This window comes from Vibrio sp. Y51_MX_L26, from assembly GCF_024181935.1.
In the GTDB taxonomy this organism is placed as follows: Bacteria; Pseudomonadota; Gammaproteobacteria; order Enterobacterales; family Vibrionaceae; genus Vibrio; species Vibrio diabolicus.
The window spans coordinates 111,698-132,304 of sequence record NZ_JAMZAS010000012.1 but is presented as its reverse complement, the minus strand read 5'-3'; the positions used below and the strand labels follow the sequence as shown (position 1 = coordinate 132,304).

22 protein-coding genes are annotated in these 20,607 nt (G+C 43.6%); 7 read left to right on the top strand and 15 right to left on the bottom strand.

Features of this window, described 5'->3' with window-relative positions; translation table 11 throughout:
• Positions 1-59: 59 nt before the first annotated feature.
• A complete protein-coding gene (locus tag NL645_RS19805) occupies positions 60-365 on the bottom strand; it encodes a PTS sugar transporter subunit IIB (RefSeq protein ID WP_253652263.1) in 306 nt (101 codons plus the stop codon).
• Between the two features lie 247 nt (positions 366-612).
• Here NL645_RS19805 and NL645_RS19800 point away from each other — a divergent pair, with 247 nt between their 5' ends.
• The 4 genes from NL645_RS19800 to NL645_RS19785 all read left to right on the top strand — a co-directional run bounded on the left by NL645_RS19800 (position 613) and on the right by NL645_RS19785 (position 5,479).
• Positions 613-1,896: a carbohydrate-binding protein gene (locus NL645_RS19800; RefSeq protein WP_253652262.1), complete on the top strand. Its 1,284-nt coding sequence runs from the start codon at positions 613-615 to the stop codon at positions 1,894-1,896.
• 586 nt (positions 1,897-2,482) lie between these two features.
• Complete coding sequence (locus NL645_RS19795) at positions 2,483-3,208, top strand: DUF3581 domain-containing protein (RefSeq protein WP_029859221.1); 726 nt, start codon at positions 2,483-2,485, stop codon at positions 3,206-3,208.
• A 174-nt stretch (positions 3,209-3,382) separates the two neighbouring features.
• Positions 3,383-4,591, top strand: coding sequence for a DNA cytosine methyltransferase (locus tag NL645_RS19790; protein WP_049884714.1), 1,209 nt, complete (start codon positions 3,383-3,385; stop codon positions 4,589-4,591).
• Positions 4,592-4,759: 168 nt separating this feature from the next.
• Entirely contained in the window at positions 4,760-5,479 is a 720-nt protein-coding gene (locus NL645_RS19785) for a SinI family restriction endonuclease (protein WP_139148798.1), read from the top strand.
• Between the two features lie 64 nt (positions 5,480-5,543).
• Here NL645_RS19785 and NL645_RS19780 read toward each other — a convergent pair whose 3' ends face one another.
• The 6 genes from NL645_RS19780 to NL645_RS19755 form a co-directional block, all read right to left on the bottom strand.
• On the bottom strand, positions 5,544-6,164 hold the full coding sequence (locus NL645_RS19780; RefSeq protein ID WP_029859217.1) for a hypothetical protein: 621 nt from the start codon (positions 6,162-6,164) through the stop codon (positions 5,544-5,546).
• Positions 6,165-6,337: 173 nt separating this feature from the next.
• Positions 6,338-6,943 carry a hypothetical protein gene (locus NL645_RS19775; RefSeq protein ID WP_253652261.1) on the bottom strand — a complete coding sequence of 202 codons (606 nt, stop codon included), beginning with the start codon at positions 6,941-6,943 and terminating at the stop codon, positions 6,338-6,340.
• A gap of 171 nt (positions 6,944-7,114) precedes the next feature.
• Positions 7,115-9,808, bottom strand: a complete 2,694-nt coding sequence (locus tag NL645_RS19770; protein ID WP_108694267.1) for a hypothetical protein — start codon at positions 9,806-9,808, stop codon at positions 7,115-7,117.
• A 66-nt stretch (positions 9,809-9,874) separates the two neighbouring features.
• Complete coding sequence (locus tag NL645_RS19765) at positions 9,875-10,303, bottom strand: hypothetical protein (RefSeq protein ID WP_029859213.1); 429 nt, start codon at positions 10,301-10,303, stop codon at positions 9,875-9,877.
• A 373-nt stretch (positions 10,304-10,676) separates the two neighbouring features.
• Complete coding sequence (locus NL645_RS19760) at positions 10,677-10,856, bottom strand: helix-turn-helix domain-containing protein (protein WP_005484891.1); 180 nt, start codon at positions 10,854-10,856, stop codon at positions 10,677-10,679.
• A 10-nt stretch (positions 10,857-10,866) separates the two neighbouring features.
• Positions 10,867-12,024 carry a tyrosine-type recombinase/integrase gene (locus NL645_RS19755; protein WP_225465006.1) on the bottom strand — a complete coding sequence of 386 codons (1,158 nt, stop codon included), beginning with the start codon at positions 12,022-12,024 and terminating at the stop codon, positions 10,867-10,869.
• Positions 12,025-12,207: 183 nt separating this feature from the next.
• Here NL645_RS19755 and NL645_RS19750 point away from each other — a divergent pair, with 183 nt between their 5' ends.
• Positions 12,208-13,476 carry a hypothetical protein gene (locus NL645_RS19750; RefSeq protein WP_029859209.1) on the top strand — a complete coding sequence of 423 codons (1,269 nt, stop codon included), beginning with the start codon at positions 12,208-12,210 and terminating at the stop codon, positions 13,474-13,476.
• A gap of 115 nt (positions 13,477-13,591) precedes the next feature.
• Here the strand turns inward: NL645_RS19750 and NL645_RS19745 are convergent, their stop codons facing one another.
• The 3 genes from NL645_RS19745 to NL645_RS23135 all read right to left on the bottom strand — a co-directional run bounded on the left by NL645_RS19745 (position 13,592) and on the right by NL645_RS23135 (position 14,151).
• Positions 13,592-13,789: a glycine zipper domain-containing protein gene (locus NL645_RS19745; protein WP_023585707.1), complete on the bottom strand. Its 198-nt coding sequence runs from the start codon at positions 13,787-13,789 to the stop codon at positions 13,592-13,594.
• Positions 13,790-13,875: 86 nt separating this feature from the next.
• Positions 13,876-14,013 carry a hypothetical protein gene (locus NL645_RS19740; protein WP_023585706.1) on the bottom strand — a complete coding sequence of 46 codons (138 nt, stop codon included), beginning with the start codon at positions 14,011-14,013 and terminating at the stop codon, positions 13,876-13,878.
• A 15-nt stretch (positions 14,014-14,028) separates the two neighbouring features.
• Entirely contained in the window at positions 14,029-14,151 is a 123-nt protein-coding gene (locus NL645_RS23135) for a hypothetical protein (RefSeq protein WP_256913817.1), read from the bottom strand.
• A 178-nt stretch (positions 14,152-14,329) separates the two neighbouring features.
• On the opposite strand from NL645_RS23135, the gene NL645_RS19735 reads away from it, so the two are divergent.
• Entirely contained in the window at positions 14,330-15,235 is a 906-nt protein-coding gene (locus NL645_RS19735; protein WP_206626840.1) for a YafY family protein, read from the top strand.
• Positions 15,236-15,530: 295 nt separating this feature from the next.
• Complete coding sequence (locus tag NL645_RS23130; RefSeq protein WP_267334870.1) at positions 15,531-15,656, top strand: hypothetical protein; 126 nt, start codon at positions 15,531-15,533, stop codon at positions 15,654-15,656.
• A 584-nt stretch (positions 15,657-16,240) separates the two neighbouring features.
• Here NL645_RS23130 and NL645_RS19730 read toward each other — a convergent pair.
• The 5 genes from NL645_RS19730 to NL645_RS19710 form a co-directional block, all read right to left on the bottom strand.
• Positions 16,241-16,672 (bottom strand): DUF2787 domain-containing protein, encoded by a 432-nt coding sequence (locus NL645_RS19730; RefSeq protein ID WP_140280310.1) that lies wholly within the window; start codon positions 16,670-16,672, stop codon positions 16,241-16,243.
• A 101-nt stretch (positions 16,673-16,773) separates the two neighbouring features.
• Positions 16,774-17,274, bottom strand: coding sequence for a hypothetical protein (locus tag NL645_RS19725; RefSeq protein ID WP_140280311.1), 501 nt, complete (start codon positions 17,272-17,274; stop codon positions 16,774-16,776).
• Between the two features lie 44 nt (positions 17,275-17,318).
• Entirely contained in the window at positions 17,319-17,702 is a 384-nt protein-coding gene (locus NL645_RS19720; RefSeq protein WP_222752735.1) for a hypothetical protein, read from the bottom strand.
• A gap of 102 nt (positions 17,703-17,804) precedes the next feature.
• Positions 17,805-19,040 carry an integrase family protein gene (locus NL645_RS19715; RefSeq protein ID WP_222752736.1) on the bottom strand — a complete coding sequence of 412 codons (1,236 nt, stop codon included), beginning with the start codon at positions 19,038-19,040 and terminating at the stop codon, positions 17,805-17,807.
• A 124-nt stretch (positions 19,041-19,164) separates the two neighbouring features.
• Positions 19,165-20,145 carry a restriction endonuclease gene (locus NL645_RS19710; RefSeq protein ID WP_140280313.1) on the bottom strand — a complete coding sequence of 327 codons (981 nt, stop codon included), beginning with the start codon at positions 20,143-20,145 and terminating at the stop codon, positions 19,165-19,167.
• Positions 20,146-20,607 lie beyond the last annotated feature (462 nt).

Sequence of the window (20,607 nt, the reverse complement as noted above, 5' to 3'; positions counted from 1 at the left end):
TCCCGCATCAAATATTTATATTTGATGTACAGTTATCTTTTTTAATTTAAAACTATGGTTTAGTTAATTAATTCTAATGCTTGCTCTAGTACTTCTTCTCCCTTCATCATTCCATAATGCTGAGGAGAAATCGCATCAATGTTTTTACCATGCTCTTGCGCCGTTTTTCTTAGCTCTTCTAGCTGAAAACGTACTTGAGGCCCGAGAAGACAAACATCGTACTCTTTAATTGCATCTTCAAATGCATTCACTGACATCGCGTCAATTTTGCACTCAACTCCTTTATTTTCAGCAGCTTGCTCCATTTTTTTAACAAGCATACTGGTTGACATCCCTGCGCTACAGCATAAAAGGATCTTTTTCATAGCCTTACTCCCGTTGTGTAAATTTCAACCTGCAAAAACTGTAGCAAAAATAACCAAAACAAAAAAGCGCAACCGGTTGCATTATTCGTGAACACAATCCCAATTTAGAAAATACGACCTGTTTTTTAGTAATTATTTAGGTCTAGGATAAAAGTCAGGAAATAAATTAAGACACCACATTAGGTTTCAAATTATCAATATATTACTACTGACAACGTCGTTATTAATTTCTAAAAAGGAATAGAGAATGAAATTTAATAAATTGGCTATTGCAACGCTTGTAAGTGCCGCACTATCACAATACTCATATGCTCAAACCGACTCTAAAGGCACCATTTATCTAACGTTTGATGATGGACCAATCAATGCATCTATTGACGTTATTCAAGTACTTAACCAAGAAGATATCAAAGCGACGTTTTACTTTAATGCTTGGCACTTAGACGGAATTGGTGATGAGAATGAAGACCGTTCGCTAGAAGCCTTAAAGCTCGCATTAGACACTGGTCATATTGTCGCGAACCATAGTTACGATCATATGGTTCATAACTGCGTTGATGAGTTTGGACCTAATAGCGCAGCAGAATGTAATGCTACCGGCGACCACCAGCTTAACTCGTACCAAGATCCTGTTTACGATGCCTCAATGTTTACAGAAAACTTATCTGTTTTAGAAAAGTATCTGCCTAACATTACAAGCTACCCGAATTATAAGGCAACAGAGTTTGCTAGACTGCCCTACACCAACGGCTGGCGCGTGACTAAAGACTTCAAAGCCGATGGGTTGTGTGCAACGTCTGATGACTTTAAACCTTGGGAAGCAGGCTACGTTTGTAATATCAACGACCCATCAAACAGTGTGAAAGCGTCAATTGCGGTACAAAACATTCTGGCTAATAAAGGCTATCAAACACATGGTTGGGATGTGGATTGGGCACCTGAAAACTGGGGGATAGCAATGCCAGCCAACAGTCTAACAGAGGCAGAACCTTTCCTAGGTTACGTAGATGCAGCATTGAACAACTGTGCTCCTACCACCATCAACCCTATCAATTCAAAAGCACAAGAGTTTCCATGTGGTACACCACTCCACGCAGACAAAGTCATTATTCTAACGCATGAGTTTTTGTTTGAAGACGGTAAGCGAGGAATGGGCGCAACCAAGAATTTACCTAAATTAGCGGAATTTATCCGACTAGCAAAACAAGCTGGCTATGTATTCGATACGATGGATAACTACACACCAAACTGGCAAGTTGGTCATAGCTACAACGCTGGCGACTACATCCTACATTTAGGCACCGTTTACCAAGCAGTGACCAGCCATAACGCACAGCAGGACTGGGCACCTTCCCCAACCTCTAGCCTTTGGACCAATGCTGATCCGGCAACAAATTGGGAAGTGAATGTTTCATATAAAGAGGGAGATGTTGTGACGTACTCTGGCAAACGTTATCTCGTCAATGTGCCACACGTATCTCAAGCCGATTGGACACCTGACTCACAGAACACCTTGTTCACAGCTCTATAAGCTGTTCCCTACTATTATCATGTAGTAGCTTGCGCGAGGGATTACCTCGCGCTTTTTTACTTTTCTAAAAATAAAAATGGAAAGCAGTAAAGAGTTGACTGACTGGGCCTGGCATTCCTGACGCCACGCTGGATTTGAATTCACAAACCCTAGATACAACAAAGCCCCGACTTTCGTCGAGGCTTTATCATATGAATTATGGTACCCGTGGGCAGAGTTGATTGGACAAGCACTCCTACCGCCACCGCAAAGGCAACGCTAACTTTCTTTTGATATTTACAAGCACCTAAAACGACGAAAGGCCGCCATAAGAGCGACCTTTCTATATATGGTACCGGTGGGCGGACTTGAACCGCCACGCCCGAAGGCAACGGATTTTGAATTCCTTGTATGACATTTTAACTATTTGTATTTACAAGGACGTTATTGGATAACAATGACCATACCTTAGGATTTAGTTGGATCTGGTTAACTCTTAATGAACACAAAATCAAACTCAATTGTAACCACTTTCTATCTGGATAGACCATTGACTTTGGAATCATACTGTATAATCGCGAGCAGTTTTAGTCACATTGATCACAGTATGTTTTTATCACCTTATTTCTCAAGTAATAACAATCAGTTCCAGTTTACAAAGCAGCAAGCTAGTCACTTTGCAAAAAAAGTAGCTGGAGATTTTAACCCTATACACGATGAAGACAGCAAACGCTTCTGCGTCCCGGGTGATTTATTATTTGCGGTTCTACTCAGCCAAGAAGGAATTAGTCAGAGTATGCGCTTTGATTTCTCAGGCATGGTAGGTGATAACAAAGCGCTCAGCATTGACAATAAATGTGAAAAACACAGCTCTTTAGTAGACGATAATGGCAAAGAATATCTGCACATGACTCGCGAAGGAGATGTAAGTAAAGATCCCGAGTTCATCGAGCATGTTGTAACAAACTACGTGCAGTTTTCAGGTATGAACTTCCCACATATCATGGTTCCTCTAATGGAAGAGAAACAAATGATGATTAACTGCCAACGTCCATTAGTCATTTACGAAAGCATGGAAGTCGAGTTTTCTAGACTAGAGCTCAAACACCCTGAAGTTGACTTTACTGGTGCAACTTTCGATGTAGAGGGAAAGAGAGGAGTGGTGACACTTAACTTCGCTTTTAAGGAAGATGGTCAAGAAGTTGGTACCGGGAAAAAGCGAATGGTAGCTACAGGCTTAAAACCTTATAACCAAGAATCAGTTGAGGATCTTGTAGAGCGTTTCAACACCAGAAAAGAAGCTTTTCTGCAAGGATTTTCTTCAGCGGCATAGCTATCTTACCGACAACACTTTATAGTATGAATCGATCTATCAACCTCGCCCGGATGATGAGATCACGAAGAAAGAGCTCAATAGAGCTCTTTCTTCGTTTCAATAGAAAAACATCTGGACCTTTACTAGGAAAAGAAGTAATCTACTCACATAAGAGATAGAAGAGGCGTGTTTGTGAAATATTTAAGTTTTTTTAGTGGTGCACTAGGTCTTGATCTAGGTTTGGAGTCTGCGGGATTTGAGCCATTGCTCGCATGTGAGGTAGATAAAGATTGCACTGCCACGATTACAGCAAACAAACCTTGCTTACCAGTTATTGGTGACATTCGAGATTACAACGCAAAACAAATTTTAGATATTGCAGGCATCAAGGAGCATGAGGAAGTAGACCTCATCGTTGGGGGGCCACCATGTCAAGCCTTCTCAACAGCAGGTGCTCGAAAATCCTTTGAAGATGAACGCGGAAACGTTTTTTTAAAGTACTTAGAAGTCGCAACTGAGATTGCCCCAAAGTTTATTGTTATTGAAAATGTACGAGGTCTTTTATCTGCACCTCTAAAACATAGACCACATAATAAACGAGGTGCCGAATATCCCGATCTAGGAAGTGATGAAAAAGCAGGCGGAGCACTAGCTTACATTATAAAATACCTAGAAATGGCAGGGTATGGCGTAAGCTTTAACCTCTATAATTCTGCAAACTTTGGAACACCTCAAGTACGTGAACGTGTGATTATAATTGCATCTAGAGATGGACAAAAGCTCCCCTACTTACGACCAACTCACTCTGAACACGAATCACATGGATTACTAAAGTGGAACACAACTAGAAATGCTATTGAACATCTAAGCGATGAAGATAACCAAGAACGCCTGGAGTTCCCAGAAAAACGTTTGAAGTTTTTCGAATTGCTGGGACCAGGTGAGTACTGGAAACATCTTCCAGAGCACCTACAAAAAGAAGCATTAGGAAACGCTTATAATTCTGGAGGTGGTAAAACAGGGTTTTACAGACGAGTGCCTTGGGACAAACCATCACCAACATTGGTAACGAGCCCTATAATGCCAGCGACGAGCCTAGCACACCCTGAAGAACTTCGTCCGTTAAGTGTTGCTGAATATGCAGCTTTACAGCAGTTCCCTAAGAATTGGGTTTTTAAAGGTAAAACATTATCCAAATACCGCCAGATAGGAAACGCCGTTCCATGTGGTGTAGGTAAAGCAATTGGTGACTTACTAGTACGTCATACCGCTGGAGAGGAAATAATCCCTCCTCTAACATTTAAATACTCTCGTTATAAAGATACTGACGATGTAACGTGGAGAAAAAAACACAAAGACTTGTTCGAGTTAAATAATTACGAACTTAGAAAAGTCAGCTAGAAGTAGTAGGGAGAATAAACAGATAAATTTTAATGTTTTCTGTACTTCTCCCTTAAACTTATCTCAACTTTTTTGAGTTATGGTCAGTTAGAATTGTTGGAACTAAAATTGACTAGCTGTTGGTAATGTTGTTCTATGTATGCAAATTCATACATAGGGAAGGCAAACATGCCAACATTAGACTTAAAAATGGTGGAAGATATCGCAAGAGCTCAGGCCAAAGATGATGAAGGTTTTCTAGTTGATAGTTTTATTGCAATTTGTAAATTCCTTGATGATAACCCTGATAGATTATCCTTGACTGCAACAAAGCGTGAGAAAGCGGAAGGTTTTAAACCTTCAGTTTACGAACGTTCTACCCTAGAAAAACTAGCTAAAAAACATTTTAGTGGTTATCGTAAATCCGATGTTCCAACGCATCCCTCCACAGTACCAGATCCTGCCGTTAGCAACGTACTGTCTTCTACGTTTGGTTACACCAAAGAAAAAACTGAAGAAATAAAGTTACAACATCAGCAATCAATGGGGGCAGAAAATAGCGTCGGAGGCTTACTTGAAAGATATATTGACTCGAAATTGAGAGATGGTCATTGGTATTGGTGTTGTGGCGATTTTGTTAGAGCTATTGATTTTATCCACGATGATGATGGTACTTGGTGTGCATATCAGATTAAAAACCGAGACAATTCTGAAAACTCTTCCAGCAGTGCAATAAGAAACGGTACCGAAATAAAAAAATGGTTTCGTTCATTCTCTAAAAACACAGCAAAATCTCGCGAGTTAAATTATGTAAACTGGTCAAATCTGCCAAAACCACTCCAAGGAAAAGGTCTATCTGAAGAAGGTTTTCTAGCATTCATAGATGGTTATATTAGAGAAAATAAGTAAAAAAGGTGAGTGAAAGCCGCAGTCACCTTACGCAACTGCGGCCTTCAAAAAACCATGCTATCGACTACTTCAGCTCATAGAACAATTCGGTCAAACCTGCTTCACCAACTTGTTCCACTAACTGAGCAACAAAACCATCAAGCTCATCAGCAAACCCAATTTTCACCAAACGATACTCAGCAGAAACTTGATCCAGTGATAGATTACGAACCTTACCCTGATTCTTAGCACGACGAGCCTTGTCATTTAGCGAGGTAACGGCCTTATCCAAATCACCACCAGCAACCAGCGCGGGATTAGCAAGCAACAAATGGCGCGCAGACGGGTAAAGTTTGTTACCGTAGAACATAGGTTTGGACTGACCTTTTAGTTTCTCTCGGTTGGCGTGGGAAGCCGAAAGCGCTTCCTCTACAGATATGCCAGCCTTTATGCGGTTCATCAGCGTACTTTGCGCCACACCTAGCTCTCTAGCTGCTTGGCGCATACTTGAGTACTCAGTGCCATCTATAACAACTTTCTTGCGGTAGTCACCTTTAGGTCGTGCTTCTAGCTCAAGAGCTTGCTCTAGCGTCCAACCGAACTTAGTAACGCGCTCATTAACCAGCTTGGGGTTCAAGCCATAGTGACGCGCAGCAGCAGTGCGAGAAGGAAACTCAACGCCCTCAATTTCATAGATATTTTTCATATTGTTATCTCTTTTCAATTTGCTAAGCATAAAACCACACTGAGGCCGCCTGAACAAGCCAGACGACCTCTGCATGGTTACTTACTCAAAATAGGTCTTAAAACGGCGCATCATCGTCTACAGGTGTTTTTTGAGCTACACCCTCGCCGAAGCTGACCTTAGATTTAATCTGCTCATATAACGCCAGCATTTTCGCGCACGAGTTCAGCGTTCGGTCGTGGCTGTCCATTAGGTTTCACCCAGTTCTGTTGCTTCCACTTCGGTGCCCATAACGTCAGAGTGTTCACCACTGTGATGTTCAGACCCAACACTTCAACGGAACCAGCACCATTATCCAGTTCAGCTTTAGCGCGCTTCAGACCATGTCGACCGAGTTGTAAGTGCATCGCCGCAACAGAACCCTTCAAAGCATCGATTACATAAGTTTCTCCATTCACCACCGATATTGTTGACGCCTTACCACCTGTACCAAGATGGCAGTTAACAGTGACTTTTTTATCTCCCGATGAGGGCAGATACTTACTCAGATAACTCAAGTCCTCCTGAACTTTCGGCATACCGTTATTACGTGGTCGCTTCGGTGCTTTTCTCTTCAAGCGTTTATTGTTTGCTTTGCGGATTTTGGGAATTGCATCAACCGCCTCCTGATAGCTATTAAAACCTTTAACATTGCCGCCCGGTTTACCGTGAGATAAAGCGCGAGCCTCATCGAAGGTTTTAACAGGTACGATCGCTTCATCAGTAATCGCCAAATAATAATTACAATGTGACTTAGCCATAATAATGCTCCTTAGAATTTTATTGAGTTAGCCGCCGGAATGACGGCTGTGAATTTGAATAAATGTCATTGCGTGTGAGGTTGGGTTTCTTATATCCCCAACGGTGCAATGGCATGTTTGATAAAAAAGCCTTTCCAGATAAGGGCTTTCGATAGGTTAATATTTACGATCTCAGTTCGGGCTGAGAGCTTCTCGCAGTGAGGAGCGAGATTCAGGGTTGAAGAGGATTTCAACTTCGAAGTCAGGAAACTTCGAGACTATTAAGCGAGCTAAGTTGATGGTCAGCTCTGTCATCGGTACAGCACCTTCAATCAATTTGGTATTCTTAGCACTACGTACTGCGGTCGCTTTGGTCGGATAGCCAATATCGGTCATCCACTCAGCTAATGCTTTGGCGGTGATCTGTTTCTTACTCATACCGCTTTTTTCATGCGCGTAGAAACGCAAGAATAAGCGTGCCATCAAACTGTCAGAGGCCTCATTAGCCTTTAAACGCAAATTTTTATTACTAGCGGTTTCAGCCATTACCAAGCGGTCTTGCCAGTCATACCAATCCTCAGACGTTTTAAGACAATGCACCTTCCGCCAGTGATCAAAGCGCAATCTTGTAAACAGCATCTCATCCACCGACTTGTGTGGCTTGCTTTCAAGCGCAATATGCTTCCGTCCTTTCACGTCAACCATTACCGGATTTAGGAGCTGTCGCTTCTGATCGAACTCCATGTTCTGGTAGATAGACCGCTTCTCTAGCATCAAATCCTTATGCTCTAAGAAGCGCATTCGGTTCGGTGTCAGGTAGCTACCATCAACTTTATCGCCGGGCTTACGGGTAAGATACTTGTTCACCATATAAGCACTTTGGTCAGCGACCATCGGATCAACCTTAACGCTACCTTTCGCAAGTATCGGCTCAAAACCTTCACTTCCGATAACCGTGTACTGAGCACGAGTTTTAGCACCGATCAGCTGGGACGCTTGATGCTTGAGTTCCAATACTTCACCACCAGTTTGGTCTATACGATGGTAGAGCTCTCGGAACCGCTGACAAATAGAGCCACTTAGGTCTATCTCATCCAGTTCAGCGTTAGTCAGGAAGCCATCTGTCGTCACTGAAACAACAACCTTGTCATCGGGGATGCTATGAAGCATTTCCCCCAACAAGGCTCTAGCTAAGCCAGTCGTGTAAGCGGCGAAAAATGGGTTGGTCAAAGTCGATGGTGGTAGTTGCGTGGAGTAACCAGCTTGGATATCGAACGACCTCTTAGGGCGTAACGATTGAGCTAGCTTTCCATAGCAACTATTCAACATTTCCTTAGTCAATTTCTCGTCAAAGCTATTTTTAACGAATGACTTACGGCGTTCTCTACCCCATTTCATAAACGGTTCAAAAATGCGAACGTCATTCTTCCAAGGCACGACAAACGCTTGCTTGATGGTGATTTCAGCACCTTGGTTATACGCCACTTCAAGTTCATGACCAGTGCAGTGCGTTTCACCTGATAGCGGGAAGATCAACCCATACTCAGATCGAACGGCTAAGCTTGGGAAGCGAGTATGTTCAGGGAACTTAAACTCAACCCAAGCCAAAGCACATTTGTCTCCAAACAGCTCTTTCAGATCTCGAGTCATGTACATCTGATCGTAATCTAACTCGCGCAGACCTAGCGTAATCGCCGAATAACATGATGGAACATCATAATCTCGCCAAGTATCAATAGGAGTAGGACCAGCGATAAATGACTCGTTGCGACCACCGTGATAACACTGGGTAGCAAAGTTTTCCAACGTCATACGAGCTGTTACAGGCACATCACGAGTTATCGTTAGGGGCTTGGTTCGGTCAGACGGCCACACTTCTTTAGTCACCTTCTCAAAACCGAACAAACCACGATAACCGCGCTTATCATCCAAGCTATTCACAAAGGCTTTAACGGCAATACCACCGATGGTGAACGGAACCGAATTTAGACCGAGTGTATTTTGACAGAAGGAAGAAACACGCTCGAAATGACGAGCACTGATAATTGAATCAGTAATTGCATACTCAGCGAATTTCTCCGGTTGTGCTTCCAGAAACTCATCCATTCGAGAGATAGAGTACGGCTCTGGAATTTCTACCTTTGGAATCTTCAATAGCTCTCCGACAGAGGCTAGTGACGATCCATTGGGCGAAAGCAGCATGGTGTCGTAGAACGTGATATACAAGGTGTGTCGGTTGCGGGATTTGTCGTGAACATTGAGAGGCTCTTTATCGATACGTCGAGACATGACTTTATCAAGTTCCAGTCCGTATACGTCATCAAGACTCGCCACCGTCTTACGTAAACCTTTGACATGTGTCTTGAGTTGGTCAAAAGCTTGGCTGAAGTTAAACAAATCAGCCGATAGCCAATGAGCACACAAAATGATGTCAGTCGGCCACTTATCAAGTACTTCATCTTCCATCGCTTTTTCGATAGCCTGAACCAAGCATTTGTCCAGTGCCAGCCGTCCCGATTTTTTGGTCGATTCAGGAAACAAGATAATGGTTGATAACTTGCCCTTGAATAGAACAACAAATTGGTAACTCAAGATACGGTTGTAGGTTCCGCATTCAGACTCTACATACTCAGTATCCATCGCTATCACGGGGCGTTCAAAGAACGGTGTTACCTCTCGTCGCTTTCGCTTAGTTTGCTTCTTCTTTTTGGGCTTACGACCCACCAGTGGTTTAACTTTGCGCTTTACGCCATCAAAAGAAGTGGGCTCACTAGGTTGAGCTTCACCCCAAGCACTTACCGCTTCGTCCTCAGTCCAACCGGATGTTGCTAGGTTGTCCATGCTTAAGTCAGAAGACTGCTCTAACCAATCATATGTTTCGTTCATATAACTACTCTCCAGAAACGCAAAAAGACGCTCTAAGGCGTCTTTTTGCAAGGTTTACAATGATGATTATTTAAAGTCTGACCAAGCAATCTTAGGCAGGTCATTACCCTCACTGTACGTCAGTAAGGCTTCTGTAATCGCGTCACGCAAACCTTCGAGGTCACTGAATTCTTCAGGCGTAAACATAGCAAGCAAATTGTCGCTGTTTACCACCGTCATCAACAATGCACCCGACTTTGGAGAGATGAAAGCACCGCCGACCGTATCCGCATGGATCCAGCCACCGCTTTCTAGCATGAAACATTTATTCTTCTCAGGTTTCATCTTCTTCGATACCTGTTTAAAGAGTGCGTCAGCCTCTTCACCAGTTTCAGCAACGATTAGATTGCCTTTTGCACCCAGAATAAGCAGTAGATCTTCAGACGGAAGAACAGTTTTACCACCAAACACATTTGCTACACCAGAGTTAGTACGCACAAAAATAGAGTTACTCATTTTGATACCTCAAATCATTTAATTGTTAAAGAGCAGCGAAGAAGCTCGCTGCCCCCTCGAAAACAACTAAGCGAGAGAATCGCTGCGTTGCTGAGGTTCATATTAGGGATGAAAGAAAGCACTCAACGAAGAAGGGAATCGAGTCGATAAGCCACAAAACAATTAACTTGTTGCTCAAAGTCCAGCGAAGATTTAGCGCAGAACCTAAGTCACGAAAGGCGCTAGAAGAAATATCAATCGTCAAGGCTGTGATAGTAAAAAGATCAAGGTTAGGTACACTTTTGTTTGATTTTTATAGGCAGATACTAAAAAGCCCAAAGACGTCCTAACGGACGCCTTTGGGCTTTTATCTGTATTAAGAGATATTACTGTGTTAATGCATTGTCATCTCTTTTTCCCAACGCTCAACCTCACTACGCAAGAAGCGCACACTGCGACCTATGCGCATCACTGGCGGTAAGCTTTTAGGGTTGCGAGTTACATTGGTTCGCACGGTTGCAGGGTTTAAGCCGTACATTTCCGCAAATTCTTCAATAGTTAGTACTCTGGACATGTCGAACTCCTTAATCGATTTGTAAGTTAGGTAGCATAGCGTCAACGGTCTGCTGAGAGGCTTGCGCTAAATGGGTATTTTGATAATAGGCGTAACGCTCGGTCACATTCACATTGGAGTGACCAAGACTTTGCTGCGCGAGACGAATATCGTTCGTCGCAAGCAACATTTGGGTTGCGTAAGTGCGGCGAAGATCGTGGATAGTAAAAGGTGCGTCCAGACAGCCTTCTTGCTTCATGGCTTGCTGAATGCGCTCCATACAAGCGCGTGGGTAGGCAATATGCTCGCCTTGGTTCTTTAACGAGGGGAACACCCAATCGTTGAACGACACTTTGAGACATTTACGGATCAGGCGTTTTGCAGGCTCGGGGAAATAAATGCGCTGCGATTTACCAGATTTCGTCATCGGCAGGAGCGCAGAAGAAAGATCATCGGCAAGCATGGAGCGAGTTAAACTCATCACGTTGCCAATGCGCATACCTGTCAACAAACTCAACATCAGCGCACTCGCATGTAGAAAGTTCGGCTCAGCACAAGCATGACGACAAAAGCTTTCCGCTTCTTTCGAGGACAACACTCGGTCTTTCGCATTGTTCTCCACCCGTTTTTTAACGCCCTTTACTGGACTTTTATCAATAATCTCGTGCTCAACCGCCATCGAAAAAAGTTTCGACAAGAAGGCGTGATAACGGTTAATGGACGCATGACTTAAGTCAGTAAGTGAATTGAGAAAACGCTCAACATCACGGCGAGTCACGTCCGTAACACGCTCTTTACCAAACGCAGCCATTACGCGCTTAGAACGGGATAAAAAGGTCTTAGAATCGCGGTGATGATTACGACTATATGGAAGTACAACGTCATCAAAGAACTGCTGAACCGTCAAACGCGATCCCTTCTGGTATGCCCCAGACTGAACATCAGCGATAAATTGGTAAGCCAACTGATTGAATTCAGCAAACTTCATTTCGGGATAAGTGCCAAACGACTCGTAGTAACGCTTTCCCTTCCAGCCAAGGCGAACTATCCAGCGCATACTCGTCGCGGTCACAAGTACGCGTAGTCGCGGGTTTTTCTTCCAAGGATACTCAACACCTTGCTCGCCCTTAGCAGGACGAGGCAAGGCGTTAAGTACCTTCTGGTTCATTTCTATCGGTGTAGTGCTCACAATATCTCACTCCGTATAAGTAAATCGTGAGCACTAAGTTATTGTTTCTACTATTTTGAAGGTTTTGGATGAGGTAGCGCATCCAATAACCCACAACGCCATCATTGAAGTAAAAACCTAGGAGACATAAGGGGATAAGAAAGAGTAAAGTACTCGACAAGGAACATATTTGTTTGATTTGACATGCCAAGAAAAAAGACTCACTACCTCGATAAGATCGTCAATCTACATATTCATCGCGATGGCCTAAAAACACCTCATCAAAAACATGAGCTGATTGAGACACTCACCCACCTACTCGGTGTAAGTGTCGATAAGGTCACCAACCAACTCACTCTGGCTTGCGCCGAGGCTGGTATCGCTGCAAGTTTTACAAACAAGTCAGCACATTCTTTGTTCGTAAAGAAGTACTCCGTAAAACCGGCTATCGATAAACTCGATAATACAATCGATATCCACATCGCTATCGACAAAAACAACATTGTCGAGGATTATCCGTACCGCCCACTCGCCGTAAAACCGTTCAAGAAAAGCGAGGATGAAACACGTAATACACAAGCTGAAATGCACGAAAAAATTAACGATAATCGTGCCAAAGCATACACGCATGTTCCGGTAACGTTTTCTATCAAAAGTACCCAGTTCCCACTGTGGTACGAGATGAACCAAGCATTTATCGCCAAAGTCAATGAGCTAGCCAATGACGATACGAAGTACGAAGATGAGTGCTTAGAGGTCATCTTGCAAGTACTTCAAAGTTACTCGCCAGCGAATGAAAAGCACCTCATTGAGCCAACCAAACGATGGTTCCGTAAGAACATAAGCAAAGATTCCGTACTGCCCAAGACAAAGAACAAACCTTTTCATGCAGCGTTGTTCACCACGATAGCCACAGGGAAGCTTGAAGAAGATCCGATAGAAATGACCTTGCTGTTCAAGCCCTACGACCACATCGGCTATATCCCTTGCAAATTACACCTACGGGACAACCCATTCTTCGAAAGTGACAAGCTTAAGCACGACGAATATAAGTACACCCTTGGTATACAGAAAGAAGGCAAGGTTTGTACGCTCTACATAGACTTCAAAGACAAAGACGGTGACAGTTGTCGTTATGCCTTAAAGCTCAAGCAAGAGATTAGACAAGTCAATACGCCGTTCGGAAATGCGCCAGTGTTCAAGCCTGACTATGTATGGAATGAAAAGCTACCGGACAAGGAATACTTGATAATGAAAGATGCCCCCCTATCGAGCACACAAGTAAACATCGTATCCAAAACAGGGGGGACTGATACGCGCAACATTGAGCTTACTTGGTATCAGTTTCATGAGCGGCTATCGGTGTTCGACCTAAAGCAGCGTAAAGACCTCATACTTGCAGAAGTAAATAGCGACAGTGATATACCGATAATCGAAGTAACGGATGGTAGTGCGAATTTGGAATGTTATTAATTCCCCAACGGGCTAAATGAACACAGAGGGAAAAGCCCGACGAGATAAAGGGAAACCACTTCCCATCAGTTACGACAAAGAAAAAAGTAGAGGCAGTTTCGCCTCTACTTTTTCACTAGATAACATCTAGCTCATCCAACGCCCCTCCGATTAATGCACCTGCGACAAACCCGATCGCTCCACCAATCACGACCCCTTGGGGACCATAACGGGTACCGAGTGTGGCACCGTACTTCGCGAATCGAACACCTGTTGACGAGCTAGGCTTAAACCAGCGCTGTTGTGGGTTAGAATGAAAATGTGTTTTTGTCATAATGTTTTTCCTTTTCTCACAGGTACGAAAAAGGGCGACACCATTGCTGATATCGCCCTTAGATATATTCAAATTATCAAGATAACTTAATCATCGTCATCATCAGCCATGAAGTCGCCGCCGAGCCAACCATCGTCACCCGGTTCCATGTCGAAGTCCTGACTGAAGCCAGAATCTTCTGTACCATCATCATAGTCACCTTGGTCTTCTGTCCAACCACCCATAACGAATACTCCTTCTTAACTGTAATCCATTGCGCCACACGTATCGCATGACCCACCCTTGGTGACCCAACCGGGACAACCTAAAGAGCGGCATGAATAACCTGATGCCATAAGTGGCTTAATGAATGTCACTTTCATTACTTGCTTCCTTTAATTGACGTTGTAGTAAATCTACGTTGTGTAGTATCCCACTGCGCTCGGACAGGATATGTCCAAGACCGCAGAATGAGTGTGAAAATAGTCATCGTCATTGCCCTGCCTTATCCAATGAAAGCTATGCCAAATCTAAGTGCGTGACGGTTAGAAACATTTAAAAATGTTTTGTCCTCAACCTGTCCAAGGGAAACCGTACGCTAGTAGCATGAGCGATAAGAGTGAAAAGCTAGCTTTAAGGCTAGGTGACATATTGACGAGATTGTTTATGGGAGAGGTGCTCTCCCCTGAGCAGTTGGTCGCGGATTATCAGGTAAGCGAGAAAACCCTGAGACGCGATTTCAATGAAAGGCTAGTCAACGCTCCGATTATCCGCACCAATGAGGGTTATCGGTTAGATCCAGTAACTCGAAATAATGGTAATGCGAATACCAACAAGGTACTTCACGATACGGGGTTGTCCGCGCTACTACCTAATCACTACAAGTTCAACGGTCACACTCCCGTTCTGTTTAAGAACCCACGCTCCGAACCCATGGAGAAGTTCGATGCGCTGTTTAGACAACTGACCGAAGTGATTACCACTCACTCTGTTATCGACCTTACCTACAATGGAAAAACGTTTGAATCTGTCCATCCCTATCGTTTGGTAAATGACCGTGGTATCTGGTTCCTCGCTGCGACCTACTGTGACCAGCTACATTCGTACCGATTACCGAATATTTCACGGATTCACCGCCGGGAAGATAAATACAAACCGAATCAAAAGATCCACGAGGAGATACATAAACAGGGGATGGAGTGGCTAACTCCGGATGATGCTGAGGTGCTTGTACAGGTTGATAGGGAAGTGGCTCCACGCTTTCTTGAAGATACACTTCTTCCCCACCAGCAGCTATTGAAAGAACTGAGTGACGGTAGTTTGTTGGTTAGCAGTCGAGTATCAAGATTGAGCGATATCTTGCCCTTGTTGAAGTCTTGGATACCTCAAGTCGAGGTTCTCTCCCCAGTCAGCCTTAAGCTTGAACTTATACGCGACCTCCACGCCACATTGGATCGTTACAAGTAGGTGCCGCGTTAATAAATAACGCCCTAGCGTTCTCTCTAGAAGCTCAGCTCCAAGACAACAAAGAACCACGACATAATGTTATTTCACTGCGCTGCTACAGACCGTCCTAACCATCAACTTGCCACTATGTACCGATTTTGAGCTTACCTATGCGAGGTAAGCTAAAGAGACGAGTTAGCTAAGCCTCAAACCGATACCACGCAAGGGAAAACTCAAAATGATGCTGTTTTTCAGCATTAATTAGAAAACACTAAAATAGTTCCGAAGGAAGCTGCAATTAAATAGGGGTATAACCATGATGTCTGATGCACGAACTCTGCTCCAAATCACTCAGTCCAGTCCGTATTTTTACCTAGTTGATATCGCTAACTTGTTAAGCTTCACCACCGTTGGCTATCTACTAGGTATGATAACTGGATAAACAGAGCCATGAATTGAACTTGTCACTATAGATCCCAGTGACAAGTTCCTTTTTAACTCAACGGATTTGAGGCTAATGTGTGGAAATCGTGGATTAACGCTTACAGCGCATAGTAACGTTGAAAATACCCAAGTTTTCGCGCCGACCTGTAAACATAAGATTAAGGGGCGCCTCTCGTCGCATAATAAGGGCTAGCCTTCATCCCTAGTTGCAGAGATAGCATCAGACAAATCATTCTCTCGGTATTTTCTATAGGCTTCCCGTCCCTTACTGCTCCCATTGCTTCGACATAGCAATGGGAGCTTTTAATAACAAAACACCAGTGTAAACCAACCAAACTCGTTAAAATTAACGCTCCCTTCCTTGGTGTTTCCACCGTTCATTGCAATCCAGCAACTTCATCCCCTCTGAATCCCGAAGGCAACGGATTGGGTAAACGTTGCTAAAACTTGCCCCAATGAAAAAGGCTTCCCATCACACCATGATTAACATGGAGCAATGGGAAGCCTTAGTTTCACTAGGAAGTGAGTCGACTATTTTATGGTACATACATGGTGCTTTCTACTTGGTTTGTTGCTGATGGACTAATCCACCGTGACTTTTATCTCATCGAACACGCCCATTTCGACGTAGCTGAGAAAGTTGGACTCCCACATCGAGTAGAACTCCATTACCTCACTACTTGTTATCGGCAGTTCTGGAACATAGGAAAAACTCGCTGTTCCAGATGAGAAGTTAAAATCCACCTCTTTAACCAGTTCGGGATAAGGACCACCGCAATACGCAAAGTCAGTGATGTAATCAAATATCCACTGGTCGTAGAGGCGGACAAGCCTGATTTCAACAGGGTGCCAACCGCCGTTTTCCGAACTGTAGGATGAATCTCGGAAGTTAAACACTACCGATTGGATCATGGGTGTCCATTTGCCTGATTCGCTGATAACTCGGTTTAAAGCATCTTGAAGACTAGTTGATATCGGTAACAAAAGGCGCTCAGTATCAAAGACTAATTTCATAATAAAATCTCGTTTAAATTGTCAGGGAAGCACTCTTAGGCAGTGCTCAGTATGAAAAGCCAGAATTGGCTTAGTGGGTAAGGCTTGATGTGCTTCGGGGATTATTTCGCTTTGGTTTCAGAGTCCACTAGAGACAGAATTTCTTCTCGAATCGTTACGTAGTCTGGCGCTAGAACGTGAAGAAACACTGATTTCTCCGACTGGATGATAAGACCAAGCCCCCTACAACAAGCTGCCATAAAACCCGCGTTGTTCGCTGACTGTCCAGAAAACACACACTTCATCACAGAGCTCTTGAACGGCTTATCGCCCTGCACGTCTAGAACAGCGGTGATATCTTTAAGTGGGATCCATTCCTTGCTGTGTAGACCTCCACCTTCATTGCCCGACATGCGGATATAGAGCTCGGTTTTCTCGTCATGTAGGGCGATTTCATAGAACACATGGTTCTCCGTTTTCGGTGATAGCTTTTTAGCTTTGCCTTCGCGCACGATATGAGTGAAATGGTCAACTGGTTGATCGTCAGTGACCGTGACTTGTTCATTGCCTTCTACGATTTCAGGTTGAACCGTTTCTTGTTGTTGGTTTGATTTACGTGCCATAAGACACCTCCATTAATTTGGAATTGTTAAGGTTTAATTGGGTTTTAAGATTCAGCTTGGTCAGCTAACTTGGCGACAGGGAACGTTGGACTGTTCATAGGAGCACAGCAGTACACGCCACCGCCTTCCATGGTCACTATGGCAACAGCTAGAAGCCAAGGACAATCATTGTCGTTTAACAACAGCACCCATTCTGGGTAATTAGTAACAAAGCGAAGGAAGTGTTGGTCTTCCTCAGATTCTTCACTCAAGGTTTCGTCGGTATCCCCTTCCTCAATCAAGTACAGGGTCGTACCGACTTCATCCCAGAACGTTTTCGTACTTTCTTCATCACCGAATGGCTCTATCAGGTGTTCGAGCAGTTTTGCTTTCACACCATCCGGCATTGGCAGTGAATGAATGTCTTCAAACTTGTTTACTGTTTTCATTTCTAATCTCCGTTTAATAATGAAAAAGCCCCTGTTTAGCGATGAGCTAAACAGGGGCTTTTCTAATGTCATTTCTAAATTAACTGGTTAAACCTAACTTCTTCATTCCCAACGTATCTCTGGCTTCGCAGTCACCATATCCGATAAACGAGAGCCAATCTCCCTCCGACGCCCTACAGTCAATTTTGAGTAACGCCTTGTTGATGACAGGTCAGCGTGATTGAGCTGCTTGGCTATGTCGTGTAACGAGACTCCTTGTGACGCCAAAAGCGACCCAACAGTATGACGAGCACTGTGTAGGGTTAGATTCGCTTTATCACCGGGTATGTCGGGCAGCCCCATCGTGGCTTTAATAGCCTTGAAAGCATGTCTAGGTTGCCCTACTGGTTTACCCTTTTTGCGTCCAGGAAAGAGATACGGATTATTCGCCACATGAGGCACCGACCTCAAAATATCAAGCATGTAGTCACTTAGGAATAAAACGTGACTACTACCGTTTTTCGTATGTGGAATAGTGAGTGTTTTCTCCTCCCAATTCACATCGGATTTCAAGCGCAAACGCAGTTCCTTATCCCTCGCACCAGTCAAAAACAGCAAGGCTAGGTACGCGCCAATACTTTTATCTTCATGGCTCAGAGCGTGACCGATGAACTCCTTTAGCTGTGATTCAGACAAGTAACCAGTGCGCACGTTATCTTCTTTCAACAAGCTCACCTTGTCAGCAATGAGTGGCGCGTCCATCAACTTATATGCCTGACGATTGATCGTTTTGAGCAGAGCTAGAACACGGTTTATCGAAGCAGGAGCATACGGTTTACCCTTAATCGTAACGGCGTTTTGCATCTCCATTTGGACTTTGATGATATCTGCGGCGGTTAGGTCATGAATAGAAATATGGTGTATCGATTTTGCTAAACGAAATCGCGCTGCGTCGTCCTTCCAACTGCGTTTCTGTTTAGCCAGCGGCAGGTACACTTCATCAAAGAACCGTTCCAGAGTCATCGTCTTCTCGGTAGTCTGATTGTCACGCTCAAGCTTGGGATCAACGCCTTCAATAATTTGCTGGCGATACTCTTTGGCTGTTTTGCGCAATGTGGCGAGGTCAGTTTCAGGGTGCTTACCAAGACCAATAGATGCCTTCTTACCTGTTACCGGACTGGTATAACGCAGCAGGAAGCGTTTCCCACCAGACTTACCCACTAAGCAACGAACGCCAGTAGGCAAACCGCTATCTTTCATAGCGGATAAATTGACTTCGTAATCGGTGGATTTAGCGCTAGCCGGATTGGGTTTAAGGTTGTTGAGGAAAGTGCTGGTGAGTCGTTGTGATTTGCTCATTCAAACCTCCATTAACTAGATATTCAATTAGTTAATATGAGTTTGAAGGATGAATTATTACGGTTGAAAGTAGATACTGAAAAGCACCACCTTCAACCATTTAAAACTCAAGCCAGATGAATGATTAAGAGGAGATTATCTGAGGTAAGATCCCAACTCCAAGTTGTTCTTTTGTCGACGGTGATAACTCGTTGATTCTGTCGTATATCCAGTCAACCAGTTTTTCTCCATCCATCACGGAAACATTTTCACGTTTAGCAAGCTCTAACGTATCGTCTGAAACCGTTGCAGTCGTAATAAGCCATTTATCAACGTGCTCATCTTCTTCAATCTCAGCTAGTTGTCGGATCCCCCACCCACTAGTTTCACCTCTGTGGTGTTTAACTTGAATAAACACTCTATTACTTGAAACGGGATCAGTTCGACTTGCCTCAATGTCGACATCAGAAATATCTGAGGTCTTATTTTTCGCAGCTATATGAGCAGAGTATCCTTCCAACTCCATGAGCTCTTTAACCAACCTTTCTAAGCCATAACCTCCACTTGCCAAAGTAGTCGAGCCATTTCTTAATCTAGAAAGTAGAGTCTCTTTAAAGTCAGCAACTTGTTTATCCTTCTTCTGTTGAAAAATACTGTCAAAACAGACTTGGTTGTTGTCTTTTAACTGAGTGACGTACCCCTCTATTTCATCTGCAAATTCATTCAATGAAGCAATCGTCATTCTGATTTTTAATCGACTTTCCAATCGCTGTGATAACTTCGCTCGAGGAATTTTAATCGGCTCACCATGTTCATTTTTAAAGTAATCGACATTAATACGATTAGCTCCATAGCCGCCATTTTCATCATAAGACTTTCCGCCTCGAACAATTCCAATAACAATAGCTCTATGTACAGGAACTACGACTATATCTCCGGGCTTAGCATGGAAAAATCGAGAGATTTGATTTCTCTGTCGACCAATATTGATCTGCTCATCTTCAACATATTTCATTAAATCTTCAAAGTCAGAGAAAGACGACATCTCAATACAGTCCCACCCGTACCCAGCTAAATTTTTAGAAATTAATTCACTTGGGCTTCGAACCAAAATTATCTTACTCACACTTTCTCCTTAAAGCTCATGCAAACCCACACACTGAATTTCACCACCCGAACCACTAACATATTAATAATAACCAGTACAACAGCGGCCTACGGCAAGCTGTTGTACTGGTTATTATATATTTAATATCAAGATCCTATCCAAACCCTAGCTCTCAGTTCATTTCGCAACATTCGCACAATCACCAAATCACAGACACCCGAAGCAAGCCGAGTCCCTATCTCTCGCATAGAAACTCAACCACAAGCATATAGTTCAGAGCACACCGAGAGTCGAGACACTAATCCAGTACAATTACCGCCAGAAGCTACTCTAGTAGTCACCGAACGAGCTTAGAACGGCGATATTCACACACTGATGGTTAGTAGTAACAGTGCGGAATCCTGTCGATTAAAGCCATTTGGCAATGCTGAGTAGTCAAATTAAAAAGCGATTACTCAACAAAGATCACAGAATGAAATA

Bases quoted from the DNA above. Each gene is read 5' to 3' on its own strand.
- NL645_RS19805 (WP_253652263.1), bottom strand. From the start codon at position 365: ATGAAAAAGATCCTTTTATGCTGTAGCGCAGGGATGTCAACCAGTATG.
- NL645_RS19800 (WP_253652262.1), top strand. From the start codon at position 613: ATGAAATTTAATAAATTGGCTATTGCAACGCTTGTAAGTGCCGCACTA.
- NL645_RS19795 (WP_029859221.1), top strand. From the start codon at position 2,483: ATGTTTTTATCACCTTATTTCTCAAGTAATAACAATCAGTTCCAGTTT.
- NL645_RS19785 (WP_139148798.1), top strand. From the start codon at position 4,760: ATGCCAACATTAGACTTAAAAATGGTGGAAGATATCGCAAGAGCTCAG.
- NL645_RS19780 (WP_029859217.1), bottom strand. From the start codon at position 6,164: ATGAAAAATATCTATGAAATTGAGGGCGTTGAGTTTCCTTCTCGCACT.
- NL645_RS19775 (WP_253652261.1), bottom strand. From the start codon at position 6,943: ATGGCTAAGTCACATTGTAATTATTATTTGGCGATTACTGATGAAGCG.
- NL645_RS19770 (WP_108694267.1), bottom strand. From the start codon at position 9,808: ATGAACGAAACATATGATTGGTTAGAGCAGTCTTCTGACTTAAGCATG.
- NL645_RS19765 (WP_029859213.1), bottom strand. From the start codon at position 10,303: ATGAGTAACTCTATTTTTGTGCGTACTAACTCTGGTGTAGCAAATGTG.
- NL645_RS19760 (WP_005484891.1), bottom strand. From the start codon at position 10,856: ATGTCCAGAGTACTAACTATTGAAGAATTTGCGGAAATGTACGGCTTA.
- NL645_RS19750 (WP_029859209.1), top strand. From the start codon at position 12,208: ATGCCAAGAAAAAAGACTCACTACCTCGATAAGATCGTCAATCTACAT.
- NL645_RS19745 (WP_023585707.1), bottom strand. From the start codon at position 13,789: ATGACAAAAACACATTTTCATTCTAACCCACAACAGCGCTGGTTTAAG.
- NL645_RS19740 (WP_023585706.1), bottom strand. From the start codon at position 14,013: ATGGGTGGTTGGACAGAAGACCAAGGTGACTATGATGATGGTACAGAA.
- NL645_RS23135 (WP_256913817.1), bottom strand. From the start codon at position 14,151: ATGAAAGTGACATTCATTAAGCCACTTATGGCATCAGGTTATTCATGC.
- NL645_RS19735 (WP_206626840.1), top strand. From the start codon at position 14,330: ATGTTTTGTCCTCAACCTGTCCAAGGGAAACCGTACGCTAGTAGCATG.
- NL645_RS23130 (WP_267334870.1), top strand. From the start codon at position 15,531: ATGATGTCTGATGCACGAACTCTGCTCCAAATCACTCAGTCCAGTCCG.
- NL645_RS19730 (WP_140280310.1), bottom strand. From the start codon at position 16,672: ATGAAATTAGTCTTTGATACTGAGCGCCTTTTGTTACCGATATCAACT.
- NL645_RS19725 (WP_140280311.1), bottom strand. From the start codon at position 17,274: ATGGCACGTAAATCAAACCAACAACAAGAAACGGTTCAACCTGAAATC.
- NL645_RS19720 (WP_222752735.1), bottom strand. From the start codon at position 17,702: ATGAAAACAGTAAACAAGTTTGAAGACATTCATTCACTGCCAATGCCG.
- NL645_RS19715 (WP_222752736.1), bottom strand. From the start codon at position 19,040: ATGAGCAAATCACAACGACTCACCAGCACTTTCCTCAACAACCTTAAA.